Origin of the sequence: Halomonas sp. XH26, from assembly GCF_024138895.1 — a bacterium.
Taxonomy (GTDB): Bacteria; Pseudomonadota; Gammaproteobacteria; order Pseudomonadales; family Halomonadaceae; genus Vreelandella; species Vreelandella alkaliphila.
In genome coordinates this window covers 1,040,197-1,058,995 of the sequence record NZ_CP071889.1, presented here as the reverse complement: position 1 = coordinate 1,058,995, position 18,799 = coordinate 1,040,197, and the positions used below count along the sequence as shown (strand labels likewise).

The window sequence follows — 18,799 nt, the reverse complement described above, 5'->3', positions numbered from 1 at the left end:
ACCGCTCCCCTTCGCTTGTAGTTTTCTTAAAAGCGTTTCGTTAACGTAATCGCCCCGAATTTGTCCTGCTCATCTTGTCCGTCAAATTCACGAGTACGCTGAACAGCAGCATACGTTACTTGCCAGTCCTCCCAGGCCATGGCAAGCCCTGCGGAGGCTTCTGCTACCCATTCTTCACGGTCAACGGAGTGGCTATCTCTGAATGTATTACCATCCAGTGTTAGGTTCTGCGCCATGTAATAGCCTTCTACATTTGCAAACAGATACCACTGCCACCCACGATGGCCACTCATTAGGTGACGACTACCTGGGTTGGGTGTCAGCGAAGGAATACCTTCGGCATCGGCCCCCCAACGTACGCTATAGCCAGCACTGGCATAGGTATACAAGTTGCCTAACGCTGCCCCCACACTGGGGCCGTGGGAAAACTGTTTACCGGCTAGCGGTATGTCATTCCACCATTGGCGACGAACGGTTACATTCACCAGCACCTCATCGCCCAGCTGATTTTTCCAGCCTCGAGGACGATCGCTATCGGTGACACGGTGTACTTCACGCTGAATACTGTCAGCAAGGGAGGATGGTCCCACGAGCCCAATATCGAGATGTAAATCAGTAGCTTGTGTCCATTGCCCCATCGGCACGTCTTCATAGAGCGACACTCCGCCGTAGACAAGACCTGCATAGGGGCGATCATCCTCGATCAACGCGCGGCGCTCGATATTGTTCGGCGTATAAATCTGGTGAATCAAACGATAAGACGCTCTATCCGCTCTGCCGATAAGGCTATCGGGCAGCGCTGTCGCAAGGCGCTGTAGCCAATTTGTTTCTTGCGGCGTAAAGGTCCAGTTAAGCTCGAAACCACTGGTAAAGTGGCCGTCATCGCTACTGGCAAAACCATCATTTTCAAACTTTACCGACAGAGAGCTGTCGCTTGCCACGGTCAATGTGGGTATTAGGCTTAACGGTAAAATAAGCAGCAGCACCTTTCTGCCTAGAGCAGAGGTATTATTCATGGCTCAATCCTTGAGTATTGGGGAAAGCAAGAGCGATCAATTATTAACAAACATGAATGATTGTATGTAATGGCACGAATAGATAGCAAGCGTACTTTCTTGCTATCTACATCGCTAACTCAATGCCTATCACGACATCCTGTCGTGAAAAAAACGTCGCCACACCATGCATGGCCACTCGCTAGCTTTGAACTTTCTAACGATCCCGGAGAAGCCACTGAGGAGTTACTTCATGCTGGCCATTCTCATCGGTAATGAACAGCGAGCCGTCGCTGATCATGACTGCCCAGTTAATGGACCGTGGCAGACCCTCTGCGATAGTAGCAAGTGCCTCTTGCGGTAGCCCCGCTACATGTACATTCTTAAGCGACGCCACCGCCGGTAACACTTTATTTTCCCAAAGATCTACTCGCCCATAAGCTAATAGTGACACCCGCTCCGCACGGCGTGAACACCAAGTAAGACGCTCGGCATCCGGCAAACCTACTTCTATCCAATGCAGCACGCGGCCATCCAAGCTTTTTTCCCACAAGGCGGGTTCGTCCACATCGGAAAGGCCACGACCAAAAGCGAGCGCTTCGTTGTACCACAATAGGTAGGCGATTAAACGTGCGCACATCCGCTCTTCGGTTTCAGAAGGGTGCCGAGCCACGGTAAAACGCAGCGTCTCATAGACATTGCGATCAAGGTCGGTCAGGTTGACATCAACTTTGTAAGGGGTAGCACTCAACGCCATTGGAAATATCCATCTAAAATTTGCGCCAGTGTAGCGGATTTATCGAAACACAGGGCATATCCGAAGCGCTGCAAATAAGTAAAGCACAGGATGGGAAATTAAATCTGTCGATATAAAGCCATCCTTAATGCGCCGCCTGAGCTAGGGTATTGCCTCCTAATCCCATTAATACGCCGCCGCCAATGCGTTGAATCAATCTGGAGGAGCCATGGGACTTTTGTAGCCACTCCCGCAGCGGGCTAGCCAGCAGCACCACCATGACATCTGCAGAAGAGAACAACACATTGGTGGCGATACCCAGCCAAAGCAGTTGCCATGCCACCGGTATGGCGCTGTCGGGCTGAACAAATTGAGGTAGAAACGCTACGAAGAAGAGCGCCGTCTTAGGGTTGAGCACTTCCACCAGAAAGCTGTCACGCAGTACGCGCTTAGTGGTTGCCAGTGGAACTTCATCGACATGGGAGCGGATGCCCTGCTTCCAAAGGCGCAGCCCCATCCAGAGCAGGTAAAGCCCACCGATGACCTTCATCGCAATGTAAGCTGGCGGAATAGCTGCAAACAGTAGCGCCAAGCCTAGCGCGGCAGCAATAACGTGGACATAACAACCGATATGCACACCGATAACCGCTAACCATCCTGCCCGTCGGCCTCGCCCCAGCGTTTGCGCTGCGGTGTACAACATCGCAGGTCCGGGTAGGTAAGCAAAACCAAGCGCGGCGAGGATAAACGCGGCCCATTGCATCGTGACAACTCCAAAGAGAGCTAAGGTAGTAAGCCTGAGAATAAAACGGGGGTAGCGCAAGCGCTACCCCCTAAAGAAGTAAAATTGAATGAGTGAACGCTTAGAAGTTGGGTTTACGCTTCTCAACGAAAGCGCCCATACCCTCTTTCTGCTCTTCGCCAGCAAAACAGAGCGCAAACAGGCTGGTTTCCAGCGCCAAGGCGCTATCAAGATCTTGATCTAACCCATCGTGAACGGCTTGCTTCGCGCCGCGCACTGACAGCGGGCCGTTGCCTTTAAGTTGCTTGGTGAGCTCTTCTACATAGCTTTCAAGCTCAGCCTGGGGCATGACACGGTTGACTAGCCCAATGCGCAGCGCTTCCTGAGCATCGATTTTGCGGCCAGTGGTTACTAAATCAATCGCCATGGCGGGGCCAACACGACGCGGCAACCGCTGAGTGCCGCCAAAGCCGGGAATCACACCTAGCAACACTTCAGGCTGGCCGAAGACAGCGTTGTCGCTAGCTACCGCCCAGTCGCAGGCCAACGCCAATTCGCAGCCGCCGCCAAGGCAAAACCCGTTCACTAGCGCGACCACCGGCACGGGCAACGTTTCTAAGCGCTTAATAGTACGCAGTGCCTGGGTAGCAAAAGCACGCGCCTCTTCTGGCGTTTTATCGCGCATTTCGGTGATATCAGCACCCGCAACAAACGACTTTTCACCAGCACCGGTAATGATGACAGCGCGTAAACGTGGATGCGTTTCAAGCTCCACAAGATAAGCCTCTAAGGCACTCAGCACATCACTGTTCAGTGCATTCAATGCCTTAGGGCGATTAATCGTTAGGCGTACCACACCGTCGTTATCAACTTTTTCAATCACTGCATCGCTCATACAGGCTCCTTAATTGTTATTACGCATTTAAAGTGAACACCTACCAACCCTAGCGAACGCTTGGTTGGTAGGCAATCACTTCTTTTGTCGCGCTTGACTGACCTGATACGCTTACGCGTGCTCACTCGTATATATGGAAACCGCGACCGCTCTTACGTCCCAGATACCCCGCATCCACCATGCGCTTTAGCAGCGGGCAGGGGCGATATTTAGGATCGCCAAAGCCTTCCTGCAACACGTTCATGATCGCCAGACAAACATCAAGACCAATCAAATCCGCCAGCGCCAACGGCCCCATTGGATGGGCAGCGCCAAGCTTCATCGCTTCATCAATGGCCTCTGGCGTTGCGGTTCCTTCTTGAACAATAAAGGCGGCTTCGTTAATCATCGGTACCAACAAGCGATTAACCGCAAAGCCTGGCGAATCACCAATCGGTACTGCCGTTTTACCCAGCGCTTTTGCCAACGCTTCTATGCGCTCAACGGTGGTATCAGAGGTCTGCTCGGCACGAATCACTTCCACTAGCTTGAGCACTGGCACGGGGTTGAAAAAGTGCATACCCACTACCCGCTCGGGTCGCTCACACACAGCAGCCAGCCGAGTTAGCGAGAGTGACGAGGTGTTAGAGGCAAGAATAGCATCGCTGCTTAAATGACTCAGATCACGAAACAGCTTTTCTTTCAGCGCGGGTTGTTCTGGTGCAGCTTCAATAATAATACCGCAGTCACTCAATGCTTCGAGATCAGTGGTCGTGGAAAGCCGCGCCAGCGCTTCCTGCTTAGCTGGCTCACTCATTTTTTGTTTTGCGACCAGCTTGCCAAGGCCTTTATCAATATTGGCTTGGGCGCGGGTAAGCTGCTCATCGACGACATCAAAGAGACGAACCGTAAAACCACTGGCAGCGACGACCTGAGCGATCCCCTGCCCCATGGTGCCTGCTCCCACTACACCGATTGGTTGTTCACTCATCGTTATTTATCCCCTGAATCAGTGCTGTTTCGCTTCTTCGCGCAAAACAAATTTTTGAATTTTGCCCGTTGACGTTTTTGGCAATTCGCTAAAAATGATTGTCTTCGGTACTTTGAAGCTCGCTAAATGCTCTCGACAATGAGCAATAATGTCGGCTTCGGTAATTTCACCATAACCGATTTTTAATTTAACAAACGCGCATGGAGTCTCGCCCCACTTTTCATCAGGCTTGGCCACAACGGCGGCTTCCTCTACCGCTGGGTGGCTATAAATGGCATCTTCTACTTCAATAGTGGAGATATTCTCACCGCCAGAAATGATGATGTCTTTAGAGCGGTCTTTAATTTCGATGTAGCCATCCGCGTGCCAAACTGCGAGATCGCCGGTGTGATACCACCCCCCTTCCAAGGCTTCCTCAGTAGCTTCGGCATTCTTCAGATAGCCCTTCATTACGTTGTTGCCGCGCATCAAAATTTCACCAATGGTCTCGCCATCTTTCGCGACGGGTTCAAGGGTCAACGGGTCGGCGACACAAAGCGCTTCAAGCATGTGGTAACGCACCCCTTGGCGCGCCTTGATTTTGGCACGGGCTTCCAGCGGCAACTCATTCCACGATTCACGCCAAGCGCAAACCGTCACTGGGCCATAAACCTCGGTTAACCCGTACACATGGGTCACTTCAATACCAAGTTTCTCTACACCAGCAATCACTGATGCAGGCGGCGCGGCACCGGCAGTGGTCACTTTAACGGGATGATCAAATTCACGCTTCTGATCAGCAGGCAGGTTGACAAGGCCATTCAGTATAATCGGCGCACCACTGAAGTGCGTGACCTTCTCATCCACAATCAGGTCGTTAATCCGCTTTGGATCAACTTTGCGCAGGCACACGCTAACACCGGCGTTGGCGGCAATTGTCCAGGGGAAACACCAGCCGTTGCAGTGGAACATCGGTAAGGTCCAGAGGTAGACCGGATGATGCGGCATGGCCCACTCTAAGATATTGCTGACCGCGTTTAGGTAGGCGCCACGGTGATGGTAAACCACCCCTTTGGGCTTACCCGTGGTGCCCGAGGTGTAGTTCAGTGAAATAGCTTGCCACTCATTTTCAGGCAGTTTGTAGGCATAGTCAGCATCACCTTCAGCGAGCAATGCTTCGTACTCAACCTCACCGATGCCTTGAGTTTCGCCTAAAAACTCTAGATCGAAAACGTCAATAATCAGCGGCTTATCGTCTAATAAGGCAACGGCTTCGTTGATGACCTGTGCAAATTCAGGGTCAACAAGAACAGCTTTCGCTTCACCATGGGCCAACATGTAGCTGATTGCTTCGGCATCCAGGCGAATATTCAAGGTATTGAGCACGCAGCCAGCCAGAGGCACCCCAAAATGGGCTTCAAACATTGCCGGAATGTTAGGCAACATCGCCGCTACCGTTTGGCCGGGCTGAAGGCCGCGTTTTTCAAGCGCCGACGCCAATTGCCGGCAGCGGGTCCAGGTTTCTGCCCAGGTGCGGCGTGTTGTGCCATGCACAACCGCCGGGTAATCGGGATACACCGCCGCCGAACGCTCAATAAACGTCAACGGAGAGAGCGGTACATGATTAGCAACGGTGGGCGGCATGCCCTGCTCAAAAATGGATGCGTTCATAAATCACCTTTGTTTTATTGGTTAGCACTCACATTAAAACGGTCGTTTTACTGCGTATTAACGTAAGCCGCCGACCCAATGGCCGGCGGAAATGAGTGGTTAAAGCACTTGGCATTACAGTGTTTTATGGCGTTAATTCAAATTCACTCAAACACTGCATACCCGCTTCGATAACCGCGCGTTGCGCGCGACCAGCAGGCAGCCACTGGGTGATAACAAAGTTGGCGCTGGACAACTTGACGCGATAAAACGGCTCATCGCTGCCTTTTTGCAGCGCTCTGGTCGCGTGAAGTGCGGCGTTGCCCATTTGCCAGGCACATAGCACATGGCCAGCTAGATTGAGCAACGGCGTTGCATAGGCCTGCACTGCATCTGGGCCAGTTTCCGAGTCACTGCCTTGCTCAAGCACAAGCTGCATGGCAGCACGCAGATCATCGGCACCGACCGCTAGCGCACTGCCCATACCCGCAAGGCTAGGCTCTGAACGCATTGTCTCAGCGGTTTTTTGCACTTCATCAATTAACGCAGATAACGCGGCTCCACCATCACGCTGTAACTTACGCCCCGCCAAATCGAGGGCCTGAATGCCATTCGTGCCTTCATAAATAGGCGCGATACGTGCATCCCTAAGTAGCTGGGCAGCACCCGTTTCTTCCACATAGCCCATACCGCCATGTACCTGAATCCCCATTGAAGCGATATCCACGGCTTGGTCGGTCGAAAAGCTTTTGACGATAGGAATCAGTACATCGGCGCATGCCTGAGCAGTTTGGCGCTCGCTGTCGCTTTCACTGTGTCGGGCAAGGTCAAGCTGGCCAGCGCAGTAAAGCGCCAGAGCACGAAGGGCATCGGTGCGGGCGCGCATTGAGAGCAGCATCCGGCGCACATCTAAGTGGTCGCTGATCGTACATTCGTTACCACCACGAGATTTAGGCGCTCGCCCCTGAGTGCGATCCAAGGCGTAAGCAAACGCATGCTGGCAGGCTCGCTCAGCCACCCCAATACCTTGAATACCCACTTTGTGACGCGCTTCGTTCATCATGGTGAACATGTGGTTAAGACCACGCCCCTCTTCACCCACCAGATACCCAATAGCGCCGTCGTTTTCGCCAAAGCTTAAGGTGCAGGTAGGCGAACCATGAATGCCCAGTTTATGCTCGATAGAGGCACAGGTGACGTCGTTGCGCTCGCCCAACGAGCCGTCTGCGTTAACCATGAACTTCGGCACTAGGAACAGCGAAATGCCCTTGTTGCCTTCGGGCGCATCGGGTTTTCGCGCCAACACAAGGTGAATGATATTTTCGGCGGCGTCGTGTTCGCCCCAGGTGATATAGATTTTTTGGCCGCTAATGCGGTAATGGTCGCCTTCAGGGATGGCTTTGGTCCGTACTTTAGAAAGGTCGGAGCCTGCCTGAGGCTCTGTCAGGTTCATGGTACCTGTCCAGGTGCCTTCAACGAGCTTGGGGAGATAGGTCGTTTTTAGCGTTTCACTGCCATGATGCGCCAGTGCTTCGATTGCACCTGCCGTCAACATGGGGCAAAGACCCAAGGCCATATTGGCACCGTGAAGCATTTCTTGAACAGCGCTGGCGACCACCTCAGGTAGGTTTTGTCCGCCTAACGCTTCAGAAACACCAATGCCGTTCCAGCCGCCTTCTACATATGCCTGATAGGCCGCTGCGAAACCCTCTGAGGTGGTGACACTGCCATCGGTGTGGCGCTTAGCACCTTGTCGATCACCGACACTATTTAGCGGCCCCCACACATCGCCTGCAAGCTTTGCTGCCTCTTCCAGCACCGCCTCGACCAAGTCGGGCGTGGCTTCTTCGAAGCCAGGCAGTGCAAGCGAGCGGTGCGCGAGTAGCTCTTCGAGTACAAAACGTAAATCGCGTACCGGCGCGGCATAATAATTCATGGCGAAACCTCAGAGAAAATCGGTGATAAATAGCAATTAGTAAAAACACTATCACGAATAGTAGTTTCACTACTTTCATCACACCATTAGCCCAAGGTCTCACCTGCTGAATTAACGTCAGTCCGCTAGCTGCGTTTTTGGCTACGTTTTTAGCTACGTTTCACTCACTCCCAGCACTGGCTATCGACGCGCCTCAGTTTCCACATCATCGTAATAAACAATATGGGTTTGATCTTCTGAGGGTGGGCCAACGATGGGTTCGACAGCATCCACGTCAGGTACAACATCAGAAAGGTCTTCAAGGTGCTCGTGCTCGAGCGCGCCTTGCATCAGTTCCTCAGTAACCACTAGCTCGGCACCTGCTGCGGTCATCGGCGTTGTCGGTGTAAAGGGAGCCACAGGAACTGGCGCTGGCCGCACACTGCGTCTCCAACTGAAAAATACAACAAAAAACAGGCTCAGCGAGCCAAACGCCCAGAACAACCCAGCATCGCCCATCGCGGTCATTACTGGAGAAATCATTAGCGGGCTGATGGTAGCCCCAATAGAGTTGATCAATAGTAGGCCCTGACTCATACGTACCAGCGCTCCCGCCGGAGCACGGTCGGCGGCATGGCTAACCGCCACCGGGTAAAGCGCAAAGACACCGCCACCGAGTAAAAACAGCAGCGCCGCCAGTAAGGGGGTCGACATCGGAAGCCATATCATGGCTGCAGAAATCACCACACAGAAAGTGCTGATGGCGATCAATACGATTTGGCGGTCGTGACGGTCAGACCAGCGTCCAATCGGATACTGAAGCAGCATGGCGCCAAGAATCACGACGGCCATCATTTGCCCCACCTGGTTGACGCTCATACCAATGCGCTGCAAATACAATGGCAGCAAGGTGTAGGCAGCAGCCACCACCATGCCAGACCCTAAACTCCCCATTACCCCTGTTGGCGTCATTGTAATCAAGCGGTGCGGCGGTAGCGGCTCAGCGTGTTCCATGATGGGTGACACCCGCGGAATCATGGCCATGGGCAACACCGATAACGATGCCAATAGGCCAATCACCATAAAGGGCGCTGTCACCCCCATGGCACTGGTGACGCCTAATAGCAACTGCCCAATCACGCCCGCGGCATATAGCGAGATCATATACATCGCTAGCAATCGGCCACGTACTTTCTGCTCGCCTGATGTCAGCAACCAACTCTCAATCACTAAATAAACGCCCACGGTGGCCCAGCCGCCAATTAAACGCAGCACAAACCACGCCCAAGGATCGAAAAACAGCCCTTGCAATAGCACCGTGACAGCGACCAACGAGGCGAAGCTACCGTATGCACGAATGTGCCCTATGCGCAGCAGCAGGCGGTCATTGAATAGCGCGCCAAGTGCTAAGCCAATAAAGTAAGCCGAGGAGACAATACCTATCACCGTTGCCGACTCACCCGCAGCGTCTAGCCGCACAGAGATCAGCGTGGCGAGAAAGCCATTGCCAATCCCAAGAATAAACAGCCCTAATAAGGGCGCTAACGCCATGGCTAGCAGTTGCCGCGACATATCGCTATCTTGCCTCGCAGAATAAAAGCCCCCTACAGGGCTAACACATGGCTGGAGAAAACTCCAACCGCAGAATCGGGCGGCGAATCTACACTCGTTCCGTGGGTTTCACCAGTTTTTTTCGCTATCCATTGCCAGTGTAATCGGCAATAGTGAGAAGCGCATTTGCAACTCACCAGAAAGCATCCGATATTGAAAGCGGTGGCTCTGTCATGAGCCCTCTTGCCCTACATCAACAAATGCTAGAACAAACAGTGCCATACTTACGCTTCCCAGGCTGAGACACTCGCATTGTATCGACACCCTTGACACGGAGAGGTCTCCTTTCTATTTGCTATGGCCAATCAGATGCCCAATATGTTCGCCCCCTTACCTGCGGTCATTCGCATGAAATATCGGCTCGCCCCTAAGAAAAAAGACAAGGTGGCATATTTAGCGATCATGCTGCTAGTCCTGGGCCTATCTGGCTGTACCTCGCTGGCACCACCTCACTCGGTGCCAGAAGCAACATTACCCGATGTTTACCCAGATGAGGGCATGCCAACAACGGCTGCTGATGCTGATATTGCTTGGCGCAGCTACTTTACCGACATCAAGCTACAAGCGCTGATAGAACAGGCACTCGCCACCAATTATGACTTGCGTGGTGCTTTATTGCGTGTTGAGCAGGCACGTGCCGCCTACGGCATTCAACGTGCTGAGTTGCTACCTACCCTTGGTGTGGAAGCCGCCGGTGAGCGTTCACGCACCCCTTCTGACCTGAGCCCTAGCGGCCATACGCTGATTGGCAATCGGTTCCAGGCGGGTATTGGTTTTAGCACCTGGGAACTAGATTTCTGGGGGAGAGTACGCAGCCTTAATGAGGCTGCCCTCGAGCAGTATCTAGCCACCGACGAGGCGCGGCGTGCCACCGAAATCAGCCTAATCGCTCAGGTTGCCGATAGCTATTTCCGCCTTCAGGAGCTAGATGAACGCTTGGATCTAGCCCGCCGCACCATCGACAGTCGGCAGGAATCACTGCGGATATTTACCCGGCGCGTAGAAGTGGGCGCCACTTCACCACTGGAACTCACCCAGGTTGAAATGTTGCTGCAGCAGGCCAAGGCACTAGGCGCTCAGCTGGAACAAGCCCATGCTCAGCAGGCAAATGCCCTGGCACTACTGGTTGGCTCACCCATCGAAACAGTAACAAGTGATGAGCATAAAATAGCGGAGGATACTCTAGCCCCTCTCGCGCCGGGGCTGCCATCAGATTTACTGATCCGCCGACCTGATATTCGCGCAGCCGAGCACCTGCTGCGCTCTGCCAACGCCAATATTGGCGCAGCGCGGGCAGCTTTCTTCCCGCGTATCGCGCTGACCGGGAGCTTGGGCACGGCAAGTGCCGACTTGAACGGCCTGCTAGGAGCCGATAGCCAAGCATGGAATTTCTCGCCCACCCTGTCACTACCCATTTTTGATAGCGGTCGCCGACGGGCCAACCTGACTCTGACAGAGTTGCGCCGAGAACAAGCGGTAGTCGAATACGAACAAGCCATCCAGCAAGCTTTCCGTGATGTTGCTGACGCGCTGGCCGCAAACCGCTGGCTAGCTGAACAAGTGGAAACTGCCAATGACATGTTAGCAGTGCAGCGTGAACGCGCTCGCTTAGCCATGCTGCGCTATGAAAGCGGTGCGGTGCCCTACCTAGAAGTTTTGGATGCCCAGCGCGACCTGCTATCGGCGGAACAACAGCGGGTAGAGGTTCGCCGCCAACTGCTGTCAGCCAGAGTGGCTTTATATACCGCCCTGGGCGGCGGATCAGTTGCTGTGGTAAGCAACTCTGCCCTTATTCCACCTCATGCTGAATGACACTGGGGCCTCGTAATATGCATTTTCCACTTAAGAAACTGATCCTTGCCGCTGGGGTAGCCCTTATTGCTGCCGGAGGCTACTACTATTGGACTGAGTTACGCGACGAAGGCCTAGGGGAAGACTTCGCTAGCGGCAATGGGCGTATCGAGGCCACTGAAATAGATATCGCCACCAAGCTTCCTGGACGTGTTGACGCAGTACTGGTCGATGAAGGCGAGTTTGTCACCGTTGGCCAACCCCTGGCGCGCATGCAGATCCAGGTACTGGAAGCTCAGCGCGACGAGGCAATAGCTCAGCATCAACAGGCACTCAATGCTGTACTCAGCGCAGAAGCGCAAGTTGCTCTGCGCCAAAGCGACCATCTCGCCGCCCAGGCCATAGTGACTCAGCGTGAAAGTGAACTTGATGCGGCTCAGCGCCGCTTGGCTCGCTCAGAAACCTTATCGCGGGAAGGAGCCGCTTCAGCACAAGAACTCGATGATGATCGCGCTCGGGTCAATAGTGCACGAGCAGCTGTTGCCGCCGCTAACGCCCAGGTAGATGCTGCACAGTCGGCCATCACGGCGGCTCGCGCCCAGGTGACAGGAGCCCGCTCTGCAGTCACTGCCGCCGAAGCCACTATCACGCGTATCGACGCAGACATCACCGATAGTCAATTGGTTGCGCCTCGTGCAGGGCGTGTGCAATTTCGCATTGCCCAACCCGGCGAGGTGCTTCCAAGCGGGGGGCGAGTGCTGAACCTAGTCGATCTTAGCGACGTACACATGACGTTTTTCCTTCCTGCCGAGCAAGCAGGTCGTGTGGCCCTGGGCAGCGAGGCACGTATTATTCTAGATGCGGCACCTGAGCTAGTCATACCGGCACGTATCTCGTTTGTTGCCAGCACTGCACAATTTACGCCTAAGACGGTAGAGACAGCTTCGGAACGACAAAAATTGATGTTCCGAGTGAAAGCACAGATTGATCGAGACCTTCTACAACGTCATCTTGAGCAAGTTAAGACCGGTGTCCCTGGAGAAACCTGGGTCAAACTAGACCCCGACGCAGAGTGGCCTGCTGAGTTGGCTATTCGGGTACCGCAATGATAGTGACACCGCCCTCATCGCCAGCGGTAGTAACACTAGCTGGCATTCAACTGCGCTATGGTAAGCAGGTTGCCCTGGCGGGCATTGACCTGAAAATTCCTGCGGGCAGTATGATTGGGCTGATAGGGCCTGATGGCGTTGGAAAATCTAGCCTGTTAGCGCTTACTGCTGGAGCGCGCGCTGTCCAAGAAGGGCAAGTTGAAGTGTTCGGTGGCGATATGTCCAGTAAGCGTCATCGCGATAGCATTTGCCCACGCATTGCCTATATGCCCCAGGGATTGGGCAAGAACCTCTACCCAACTCTTTCAGTAGAAGAAAACCTGCAGTTCTTCGCTCGCCTTTTTGGCCATGGGAATATCGAACGACGTCGCCGAATCGACGATTTGACCCGTAGTACAGGGCTGTACAGATTCCTAAACCGTCCAGCAGGAAAACTTTCCGGCGGTATGAAACAGAAGCTAGGGCTGTGCTGTGCGCTGATACATGACCCCGACTTATTGATCCTCGACGAACCAACTACTGGCGTCGATCCACTGGCCCGCGCCCAGTTTTGGGAATTGATCGCGCGTATTCGTCGCCAACGACCGCAGATGAGTGTAGTGGTAGCAACCGCTTACATGGATGAAGCCCAGCGCTTCGACTGGCTAGTGGCCATGGATGACGGCAAAATTCTTGCTACCGGAACGCCGGCGGCGTTGCTAGAGCGAACTGACAGCAGTTCCCTGGAAGCTGCCTTTATCGCCTTGCTACCGGAAGAGAAAAAACGCGACTATGCACCAGTGCATATTCCGCCGTTGGCGCAAGATGACGATGAAATCGCCATCGAGGCTAAAGACCTCACCATGCGCTTTGGCGATTTTGTCGCCGTCGACCACGTCAGCTTTCGGATCCGGCGTGGCGAGATTTTCGGCTTTCTTGGCTCCAACGGTTGTGGCAAATCAACCACCATGAAGATGCTTACTGGTTTGTTGCCGGCCAGTGAAGGCCAGGCGTGGCTGTTCGGCAAACAGGTGGATACCCGCGATATCGACACCCGCCGCCGCGTGGGCTACATGTCCCAGGCGTTCTCACTGTATGGCGAACTAACCGTTGAGCAGAACCTAATCTTGCACGCCCGCCTTTTCCAGGTCCCTGAAGCGGAGATAGCCACCCGCGTGGATGAGATGGTGAAACGCTTCGGCCTACAAGAGGTACGCGGCAGCCTGCCGGAAAGTTTGCCACTAGGCATCCGTCAGCGTCTGTCCCTGGCGGTGGCAATGGTCCACAAGCCCGAGCTACTCATCCTGGATGAACCGACCTCAGGGGTTGATCCCATTGCCCGCGACAACTTCTGGCGACTCATGATTGAGCTAGCTCGCCGTGACCGGGTGACCATTTTCATTTCTACCCACTTCATGAATGAAGCCGAGCGCTGTGATCGCATGTCGATGATGCACGCCGGTCAAGTGCTCGATAGCGACACGCCAGCGGCACTGGTGGAAAAACGTGGGGCAGCGACTCTGGAAGAAGCGTTCATCGGCTACTTGACCGAAGCAGGCGCCGGCGAGCAGGAGCAAGAAGCACCCGAGACAACGTCCACTCCAGAGGCCGCATTACCGCCCTCCATGCCTCATAACGCGGTAAAACACAGCGCTTTTAGTCTCCAGCGTCTACTTAGCTACACTTGGCGAGAATCGTTGGAGCTTCGCCGCGACCCGGTCCGCGGCACCCTCGCCCTGCTTGGCTCGCTAATTCTGATGTTGGTCATTGGCTATGGCATCAGCCTGGACGTGGAGGATCTCAGCTATGCCATCCTCGACCGCGACCAGACGACCTTGAGCAATAGCTATGCTCTGAATCTATCCGGCTCCCGCTACTTTATCGAACAGCCGCCATTGATTGATTACGCAGATATGGACAAGCGCATGCGCAGTGGCAAACTCACCCTAGCCATTGAAATCCCTCCCGGCTTTGGCCGTGATGTGAAGCGAGGAAGCCAGGTTGAAATCGGCGCCTGGATTGACGGTGCGATGCCCCAGCGTGCTGAAACCGCACGCGGCTACGTGCAGGGTATCCATCGACAGTGGCTACTCGAGCAAGCAGGGCAAGCCGCGACTAATTTCAGTGCCCCCGCTGCTAATGTCGAAACCCGTTTTCGCTACAACCCTGATGTTCAAAGCCTGCCAGCCATGGTGCCAGCAGTCATCCCACTACTGTTAATGATGCTACCGGCGATGCTGACCGCTCTGGCCGTAGTGCGGGAAAAAGAGCTGGGATCGATCATCAACCTCTATGTCACACCCGTCACCCGTAGCGAATTTCTAGTCGGCAAGCAGTTGCCTTATATCGCTCTCGCTATCATCAATTTTCTACTGATGGCATTACTCGCGGTCACGCTATTTGGTGTGCCCATCAAAGGCAGCTTCCTGACGCTGCTGCTAGCAGTAGTGATCTACAGCATTATCGCTACGGGTATGGGGCTGCTCGCCTCGACCTTAACGCGCAGCCAGATCGCAGCGATGTTCTTCGCCATCATCGGGACGTTGATTCCCGCCGTGCAGTTCTCAGGGATGATCGACCCGGTCAGTTCACTAGAAGGCGTGGGGCGTTTCATTGGCACCATCTACCCCACCTCCTACATGTTAACCATCACTCGCGGTGTATTTAGCAAAGCGCTGGGGCTTAGTGACCTCTATACCCTGTTTGTACCACTGTTGATCGCAGTTCCAACAATCATGGGGCTTTCTATTTTCCTGTTAAAAAACCAGGAGCGCTGAGATGCATAGTGTCTTGACTATCTACCGGCTGGGCGTCAAGGAACTATGGAGCCTTATCCGCGACCCGATTATGCTAATACTGATCGCCTACGTGTGCAGCATCTCGGTCTACACCAAAGCGACCGCCTTGCCCGAAAGTCTGCACATGGCTCCCATCGCTATCGTCGATGAAGATAACTCGCCGCTGTCATCTCGTATTGTCACGGCGTTCTATCCCCCCCAATTCGCCACCCCAGACAAGATATCACTTCATGAGGTTGACCCTGGACTCGATGCAGGCCACTACACTTTCGTCCTCAATATACCTCCCGATTTTCAGCGCAACGTGCTGGCTGGCCACGCTCCTCAGATTCAACTCAATATTGATGCCACACGCATGAGCCAAGCCTTTACTGGCAATGGCTATATACAGCAAATCGTCATGGACGAGATCAACGAGTTTACTCAACGTTACCGCAATCATAGTGCCCCACCCGTCGACCTAGTACTGCGAGCGCGCTTTAATCCAGGGCTCGAAAAAGCTTGGTTCGGGTCGCTGATGTCAATCATTGATAACATTACCATGCTCTCTATCATTCTCACGGGCGCAGCGTTGATACGCGAACGCGAGCACGGCACCATTGAGCATCTATTGGCAATGCCAGTCACCCCGACAGAAATTATGCTGGCCAAGGTCTGGTCAATGGGTCTAGTGGTTCTAATCTCTGCGCTGCTTTCGCTCTATTTAGTCGTTAGTTGGGCCTTACAGGTACCGATAGCAGGCTCGGTGGCACTGTTCACCGTGGGGGCAGCACTTCACCTCTTCGCTACCACGTCTATGGGTATCTTTCTCGCCACCCTAGCACGCAACATGCCACAGTTTGGCATGTTGATGGTACTGGTACTGTTACCGCTGCAGCTGCTATCCGGGGGTACGACACCACGCGAAAGCATGCCGGAAACTGTCCAGCACATCATGCTGCTCGCCCCAACCACTCACTTTGTCGAACTGGGTCAGGCAATCCTCTATCGCGGTGCGGGAATAAACGTAGTGTGGCCGCAGTTTCTGCTTCTACTGTTGATCGGTAGCGCTCTATTCGCTTTTTCTTTGTCTCGTTTTCGCAAGGCCATCGGCCAGATGGCATAAGTGATGTGTTATGGCACCTGGTCATCAAGATAATGGTCAGCGGCGAAGCAACACCACATCCGCCGCTGGAAACTCCACTGCCATATCCCAACGTTCGGCTATCCAACAAAACGTCGCTTCGCTGAAAAAGCACACATGCGTCGGGTCGTTTATATAGTGCCAGCGGGCAAATGCCTCTGGAGTACTGACACGCTTTGTCATTACCCCAAGATAGCCCCCAGGGACTAATTTCTCGACCAATTGACTAAGCTCTTCGCCAGGCCTTGCAAGATGCTCTAACACCTCGGTGGCAGTAATAAAGTCATACTGGCGGTTGAGTACTTCAACGTCAGGGGCGTAAAAAATATCGTAAACCGCCATCGCGAACCCCGCCTCCTCAAACATCACCGACAGCGTAGGCCCTGGGCCGCAGCCAAAGTCCAGCCCATGGGAATCTTGTGGCAGCTTAGCCACTAGCGGGGCAAATAAACGCCCCAAAAAACGCCGATATCCCGTATCATGCGGCGAATTCTGGTGCTGGTCGTACTCTGCTTTTTCTTGACGTGCATCTAAGTGCTGTTCGGCAGGCACAAACACCAAGGCGCACGTGGCACACTGGTAGTAATCGCGGCGACGGTCTTGGTGATAAAGGGCCGGTTTAGGCGTATTGCATAGCGGACAGCGTCGCATCATCGTATTCTCATGTTTTACGTTTGTTTTAAGGAAAGTGGCATGCTCTCAGGTTTTGACCATCTTGTTGTTACGGTGACTGATATGGGTCGCGCCGTGGATTTTTATTCCCGTGTGCTGGGGTTAGACGTGCGCTACCGAGACGCGCAGCGGGTGGATCTTATGCTAGGCGACACGGCACTACGCCTGCATCAAACCGACACTGATATTGCGCCTGTTTCTGCCACCCCTACCCCAGGCAGCCTGGATTTATGCCTGCGCTGCCAATTGCCACTGGATGAGTTCAAACAGCACTTGGATGCACTTGCTATTGACGTAGAACTTGGCCCGGTTGCTCGCCAAGGCGCTAATGGTCCAATTGAGTCGATTTACTTACGCGACCCAGACGGTAATTTGCTGGAAATCTGCCGACCTGCTACCCGCTAATGATAAGCCGCGCCAGCCGCGCTATCATAGTGAGCTTTAACGGCGTCCTAGGGGACGCCTCATAGCGAATAGCAAAAAGGATCGGTTATGCACGACGATGCCAACAAAGCACCTTTAGAAGGTGAAGTAATTAACGAAAGTACGTCTTCAGAACAGCCGGATACCACCATGGCGATGGTGATTTACGCGCTTTATTTGGCAAGCTTTTTGGTAGGGTTCACCTCGTTGGTCGGCATCGTTATCGCCTATGTCTATCGTGGTAAAGGCCCTGAATGGCTAGATGAGCACTACCGTTACCAGATCCGTACGTTTTGGATTGGGCTGCTCTACGGCAGCATTGCCACGTTGCTAACGTTTATTCTGATTGGCATTCCCATGCTATTGGCGTTGGCCGTATGGTTTATCGTTCGCTGTGTGAAAGGCTTTAAGGGGCTGCAGGAGAAGCGTGCGCCAACCAACGTTGATAGCTGGTTCCTGTAACTTATGACAGAGCAGTCACCTTCTAAAAAATCACGTTTCCAAGCACGTGCCATCACATCAATTTGGAAACTACTGGCGCGCTGGCCGCTTGGCGCGCTTTGGCGTATCGCCGTGCTGTTGGGTCCGCTGGTCTATCGCTTTAGCAAACGAGAGCGCCAGGTGACGGAAATCAATTTGGAAGTGGTCAACCCAGAAGCCACTGCCAGTCAGCGCAAAGCCCTTGCCATACAAAGCCTGCGCCACTCGGCAGCGACTATGCTGGAACTTGGCCATGCCTGGATGGCTGCGCCCGAAACAGTAGAGGCCAGCATTTTATCGGTTCATGGCCGAGATAAACTAGACAGCGCCCGCGCCGATGGCCGCGGCGTCATTGTGCTTGCTCCGCACTTTGGTAACTGGGAGGTGCTTAATTTTTGGCTCTCCAGCCACTTCCCTTTTACCGCCATGTACGAACCACCCAAAATTGCCGACCTTGAGCCTATTATTCGCCATGGCCGCGAGCGCATGGGAGCCAGCTTGGTACCCACCAACGCCAGAGGCGTCGCTGCCCTTCTCAAAGCACTTAAGCGCAGCGAAGCTATTGGCATCTTACCGGATCAAGAACCGAACTGGGGCAGCGGTGTATTTGCCCCTTTTTATGGGCGCGATGCCTACACGGCAACGCTGCTACCGAAACTGGTCGCCCGCACTCAGGCAAGAGTAGTCACTGGCGTTGCCTTACGAGTGCCTGGAAAGGGATTTGAAATTCATTTCCTTGACGCCGATGAGCAGGTTTACAGCGCCGATGATGTGGTTTCAGCCACCGGTGTTAATGCCAGCGTCGAAGCGTCAATTGCGCTTGATCCAACGCAGTATCAGTGGGAGTACAAGCGCTATCGCAAAGTCATAGAGCAACAGCAAGGACTGGCAAACGCCAAAGAATTTCGGATTTACTAACGGGTAACGAGGT

16 protein-coding genes are annotated in these 18,799 nt (G+C 53.8%); 7 read left to right on the top strand and 9 right to left on the bottom strand.

All coding sequences use genetic code 11. The features are described from left to right. Positions 1–26 precede the first annotated feature (26 nt). From J4377_RS04845 to J4377_RS04810, 8 genes are all read right to left on the bottom strand, one after another. Complete coding sequence (locus J4377_RS04845) at positions 27–1,016, bottom strand: lipid A deacylase LpxR family protein (protein WP_253487183.1); 990 nt, start codon at positions 1,014–1,016, stop codon at positions 27–29. 196 nt (positions 1,017–1,212) lie between these two features. Next, entirely contained in the window at positions 1,213–1,752 is a 540-nt protein-coding gene (locus J4377_RS04840; RefSeq protein ID WP_231657407.1) for a YaeQ family protein, read from the bottom strand. 124 nt (positions 1,753–1,876) lie between these two features. Further along, positions 1,877–2,494, bottom strand: a complete 618-nt coding sequence (locus tag J4377_RS04835) for a LysE family translocator (RefSeq protein WP_253487181.1) — start codon at positions 2,492–2,494, stop codon at positions 1,877–1,879. A 100-nt stretch (positions 2,495–2,594) separates the two neighbouring features. Further along, positions 2,595–3,368 carry an enoyl-CoA hydratase-related protein gene (locus J4377_RS04830; protein ID WP_038482272.1) on the bottom strand — a complete coding sequence of 258 codons (774 nt, stop codon included), beginning with the start codon at positions 3,366–3,368 and terminating at the stop codon, positions 2,595–2,597. Between the two features lie 121 nt (positions 3,369–3,489). Continuing rightward, positions 3,490–4,338 carry a 3-hydroxybutyryl-CoA dehydrogenase gene (locus tag J4377_RS04825; RefSeq protein WP_253487180.1) on the bottom strand — a complete coding sequence of 283 codons (849 nt, stop codon included), beginning with the start codon at positions 4,336–4,338 and terminating at the stop codon, positions 3,490–3,492. Between the two features lie 18 nt (positions 4,339–4,356). Then, positions 4,357–5,988 carry an acyl-CoA synthetase gene (locus tag J4377_RS04820; protein ID WP_038482262.1) on the bottom strand — a complete coding sequence of 544 codons (1,632 nt, stop codon included), beginning with the start codon at positions 5,986–5,988 and terminating at the stop codon, positions 4,357–4,359. 124 nt (positions 5,989–6,112) lie between these two features. After that, positions 6,113–7,903, bottom strand: a complete 1,791-nt coding sequence (locus J4377_RS04815) for an acyl-CoA dehydrogenase (RefSeq protein ID WP_253487178.1) — start codon at positions 7,901–7,903, stop codon at positions 6,113–6,115. A gap of 180 nt (positions 7,904–8,083) precedes the next feature. Further along, entirely contained in the window at positions 8,084–9,454 is a 1,371-nt protein-coding gene (locus J4377_RS04810; protein WP_038482256.1) for an MFS transporter, read from the bottom strand. Between the two features lie 348 nt (positions 9,455–9,802). On the opposite strand from J4377_RS04810, the gene J4377_RS04805 reads away from it, so the two are divergent. From J4377_RS04805 to J4377_RS04790, 4 genes are read left to right on the top strand one after another with little or no spacing between them, the layout of a single operon-like run. Then, positions 9,803–11,305, top strand: coding sequence for an efflux transporter outer membrane subunit (locus J4377_RS04805; RefSeq protein WP_253487169.1), 1,503 nt, complete (start codon positions 9,803–9,805; stop codon positions 11,303–11,305). Positions 11,306–11,322: 17 nt separating this feature from the next. Further along, complete coding sequence (locus J4377_RS04800) at positions 11,323–12,393, top strand: HlyD family secretion protein (protein ID WP_253487167.1); 1,071 nt, start codon at positions 11,323–11,325, stop codon at positions 12,391–12,393. Beyond that, a complete protein-coding gene (gene rbbA / locus J4377_RS04795) occupies positions 12,390–15,149 on the top strand; it encodes a ribosome-associated ATPase/putative transporter RbbA (protein ID WP_253487159.1) in 2,760 nt (919 codons plus the stop codon). The genes J4377_RS04800 and rbbA overlap by 4 nt, the downstream gene beginning before the upstream one ends. A 1-nt stretch (position 15,150) precedes the next feature. Further along, a complete protein-coding gene (locus J4377_RS04790) occupies positions 15,151–16,275 on the top strand; it encodes an ABC transporter permease (protein ID WP_253487157.1) in 1,125 nt (374 codons plus the stop codon). Between the two features lie 36 nt (positions 16,276–16,311). Here the strand turns inward: J4377_RS04790 and J4377_RS04785 are convergent, their stop codons facing one another. Further along, complete coding sequence (locus tag J4377_RS04785) at positions 16,312–16,947, bottom strand: class I SAM-dependent methyltransferase (RefSeq protein WP_038482247.1); 636 nt, start codon at positions 16,945–16,947, stop codon at positions 16,312–16,314. A 39-nt stretch (positions 16,948–16,986) separates the two neighbouring features. Between J4377_RS04785 and J4377_RS04780 the strand changes: the two genes are divergently transcribed. The 3 genes from J4377_RS04780 (at position 16,987) to J4377_RS04770 (ending at position 18,786) form a co-directional block, all read left to right on the top strand. After that, positions 16,987–17,370: a VOC family protein gene (locus J4377_RS04780; protein WP_038482244.1), complete on the top strand. Its 384-nt coding sequence runs from the start codon at positions 16,987–16,989 to the stop codon at positions 17,368–17,370. An 87-nt stretch (positions 17,371–17,457) separates the two neighbouring features. Then, complete coding sequence (locus J4377_RS04775; RefSeq protein ID WP_038482241.1) at positions 17,458–17,850, top strand: DUF4870 domain-containing protein; 393 nt, start codon at positions 17,458–17,460, stop codon at positions 17,848–17,850. 3 nt (positions 17,851–17,853) lie between these two features. Continuing rightward, positions 17,854–18,786, top strand: a complete 933-nt coding sequence (locus J4377_RS04770) for a lysophospholipid acyltransferase family protein (RefSeq protein ID WP_120385549.1) — start codon at positions 17,854–17,856, stop codon at positions 18,784–18,786. Positions 18,787–18,799 lie beyond the last annotated feature (13 nt).

What these genes read in the sequence shown, in the direction of transcription:
- J4377_RS04825 (WP_253487180.1), bottom strand. Translation starts at nt 4,338, where the DNA reads ATGAGTGAACAACCAATCGGTGTAGTGGGAGCAGGCACCATGGGGCAG.
- J4377_RS04815 (WP_253487178.1), bottom strand. Translation starts at nt 7,903, where the DNA reads ATGAATTATTATGCCGCGCCGGTACGCGATTTACGTTTTGTACTCGAA.
- J4377_RS04790 (WP_253487157.1), top strand. Translation starts at nt 15,151, where the DNA reads ATGCATAGTGTCTTGACTATCTACCGGCTGGGCGTCAAGGAACTATGG.
- J4377_RS04840 (WP_231657407.1), bottom strand. Translation starts at nt 1,752, where the DNA reads ATGGCGTTGAGTGCTACCCCTTACAAAGTTGATGTCAACCTGACCGAC.
- J4377_RS04780 (WP_038482244.1), top strand. Translation starts at nt 16,987, where the DNA reads ATGCTCTCAGGTTTTGACCATCTTGTTGTTACGGTGACTGATATGGGT.
- J4377_RS04800 (WP_253487167.1), top strand. Translation starts at nt 11,323, where the DNA reads ATGCATTTTCCACTTAAGAAACTGATCCTTGCCGCTGGGGTAGCCCTT.
- J4377_RS04785 (WP_038482247.1), bottom strand. Translation starts at nt 16,947, where the DNA reads ATGATGCGACGCTGTCCGCTATGCAATACGCCTAAACCGGCCCTTTAT.
- J4377_RS04845 (WP_253487183.1), bottom strand. Translation starts at nt 1,016, where the DNA reads ATGAATAATACCTCTGCTCTAGGCAGAAAGGTGCTGCTGCTTATTTTA.
- J4377_RS04835 (WP_253487181.1), bottom strand. Translation starts at nt 2,494, where the DNA reads ATGCAATGGGCCGCGTTTATCCTCGCCGCGCTTGGTTTTGCTTACCTA.
- J4377_RS04810 (WP_038482256.1), bottom strand. Translation starts at nt 9,454, where the DNA reads ATGTCGCGGCAACTGCTAGCCATGGCGTTAGCGCCCTTATTAGGGCTG.
- J4377_RS04805 (WP_253487169.1), top strand. Translation starts at nt 9,803, where the DNA reads ATGCCCAATATGTTCGCCCCCTTACCTGCGGTCATTCGCATGAAATAT.
- J4377_RS04775 (WP_038482241.1), top strand. Translation starts at nt 17,458, where the DNA reads ATGCACGACGATGCCAACAAAGCACCTTTAGAAGGTGAAGTAATTAAC.
- J4377_RS04770 (WP_120385549.1), top strand. Translation starts at nt 17,854, where the DNA reads ATGACAGAGCAGTCACCTTCTAAAAAATCACGTTTCCAAGCACGTGCC.
- J4377_RS04820 (WP_038482262.1), bottom strand. Translation starts at nt 5,988, where the DNA reads ATGAACGCATCCATTTTTGAGCAGGGCATGCCGCCCACCGTTGCTAAT.
- J4377_RS04830 (WP_038482272.1), bottom strand. Translation starts at nt 3,368, where the DNA reads ATGAGCGATGCAGTGATTGAAAAAGTTGATAACGACGGTGTGGTACGC.
- rbbA (WP_253487159.1), top strand. Translation starts at nt 12,390, where the DNA reads ATGATAGTGACACCGCCCTCATCGCCAGCGGTAGTAACACTAGCTGGC.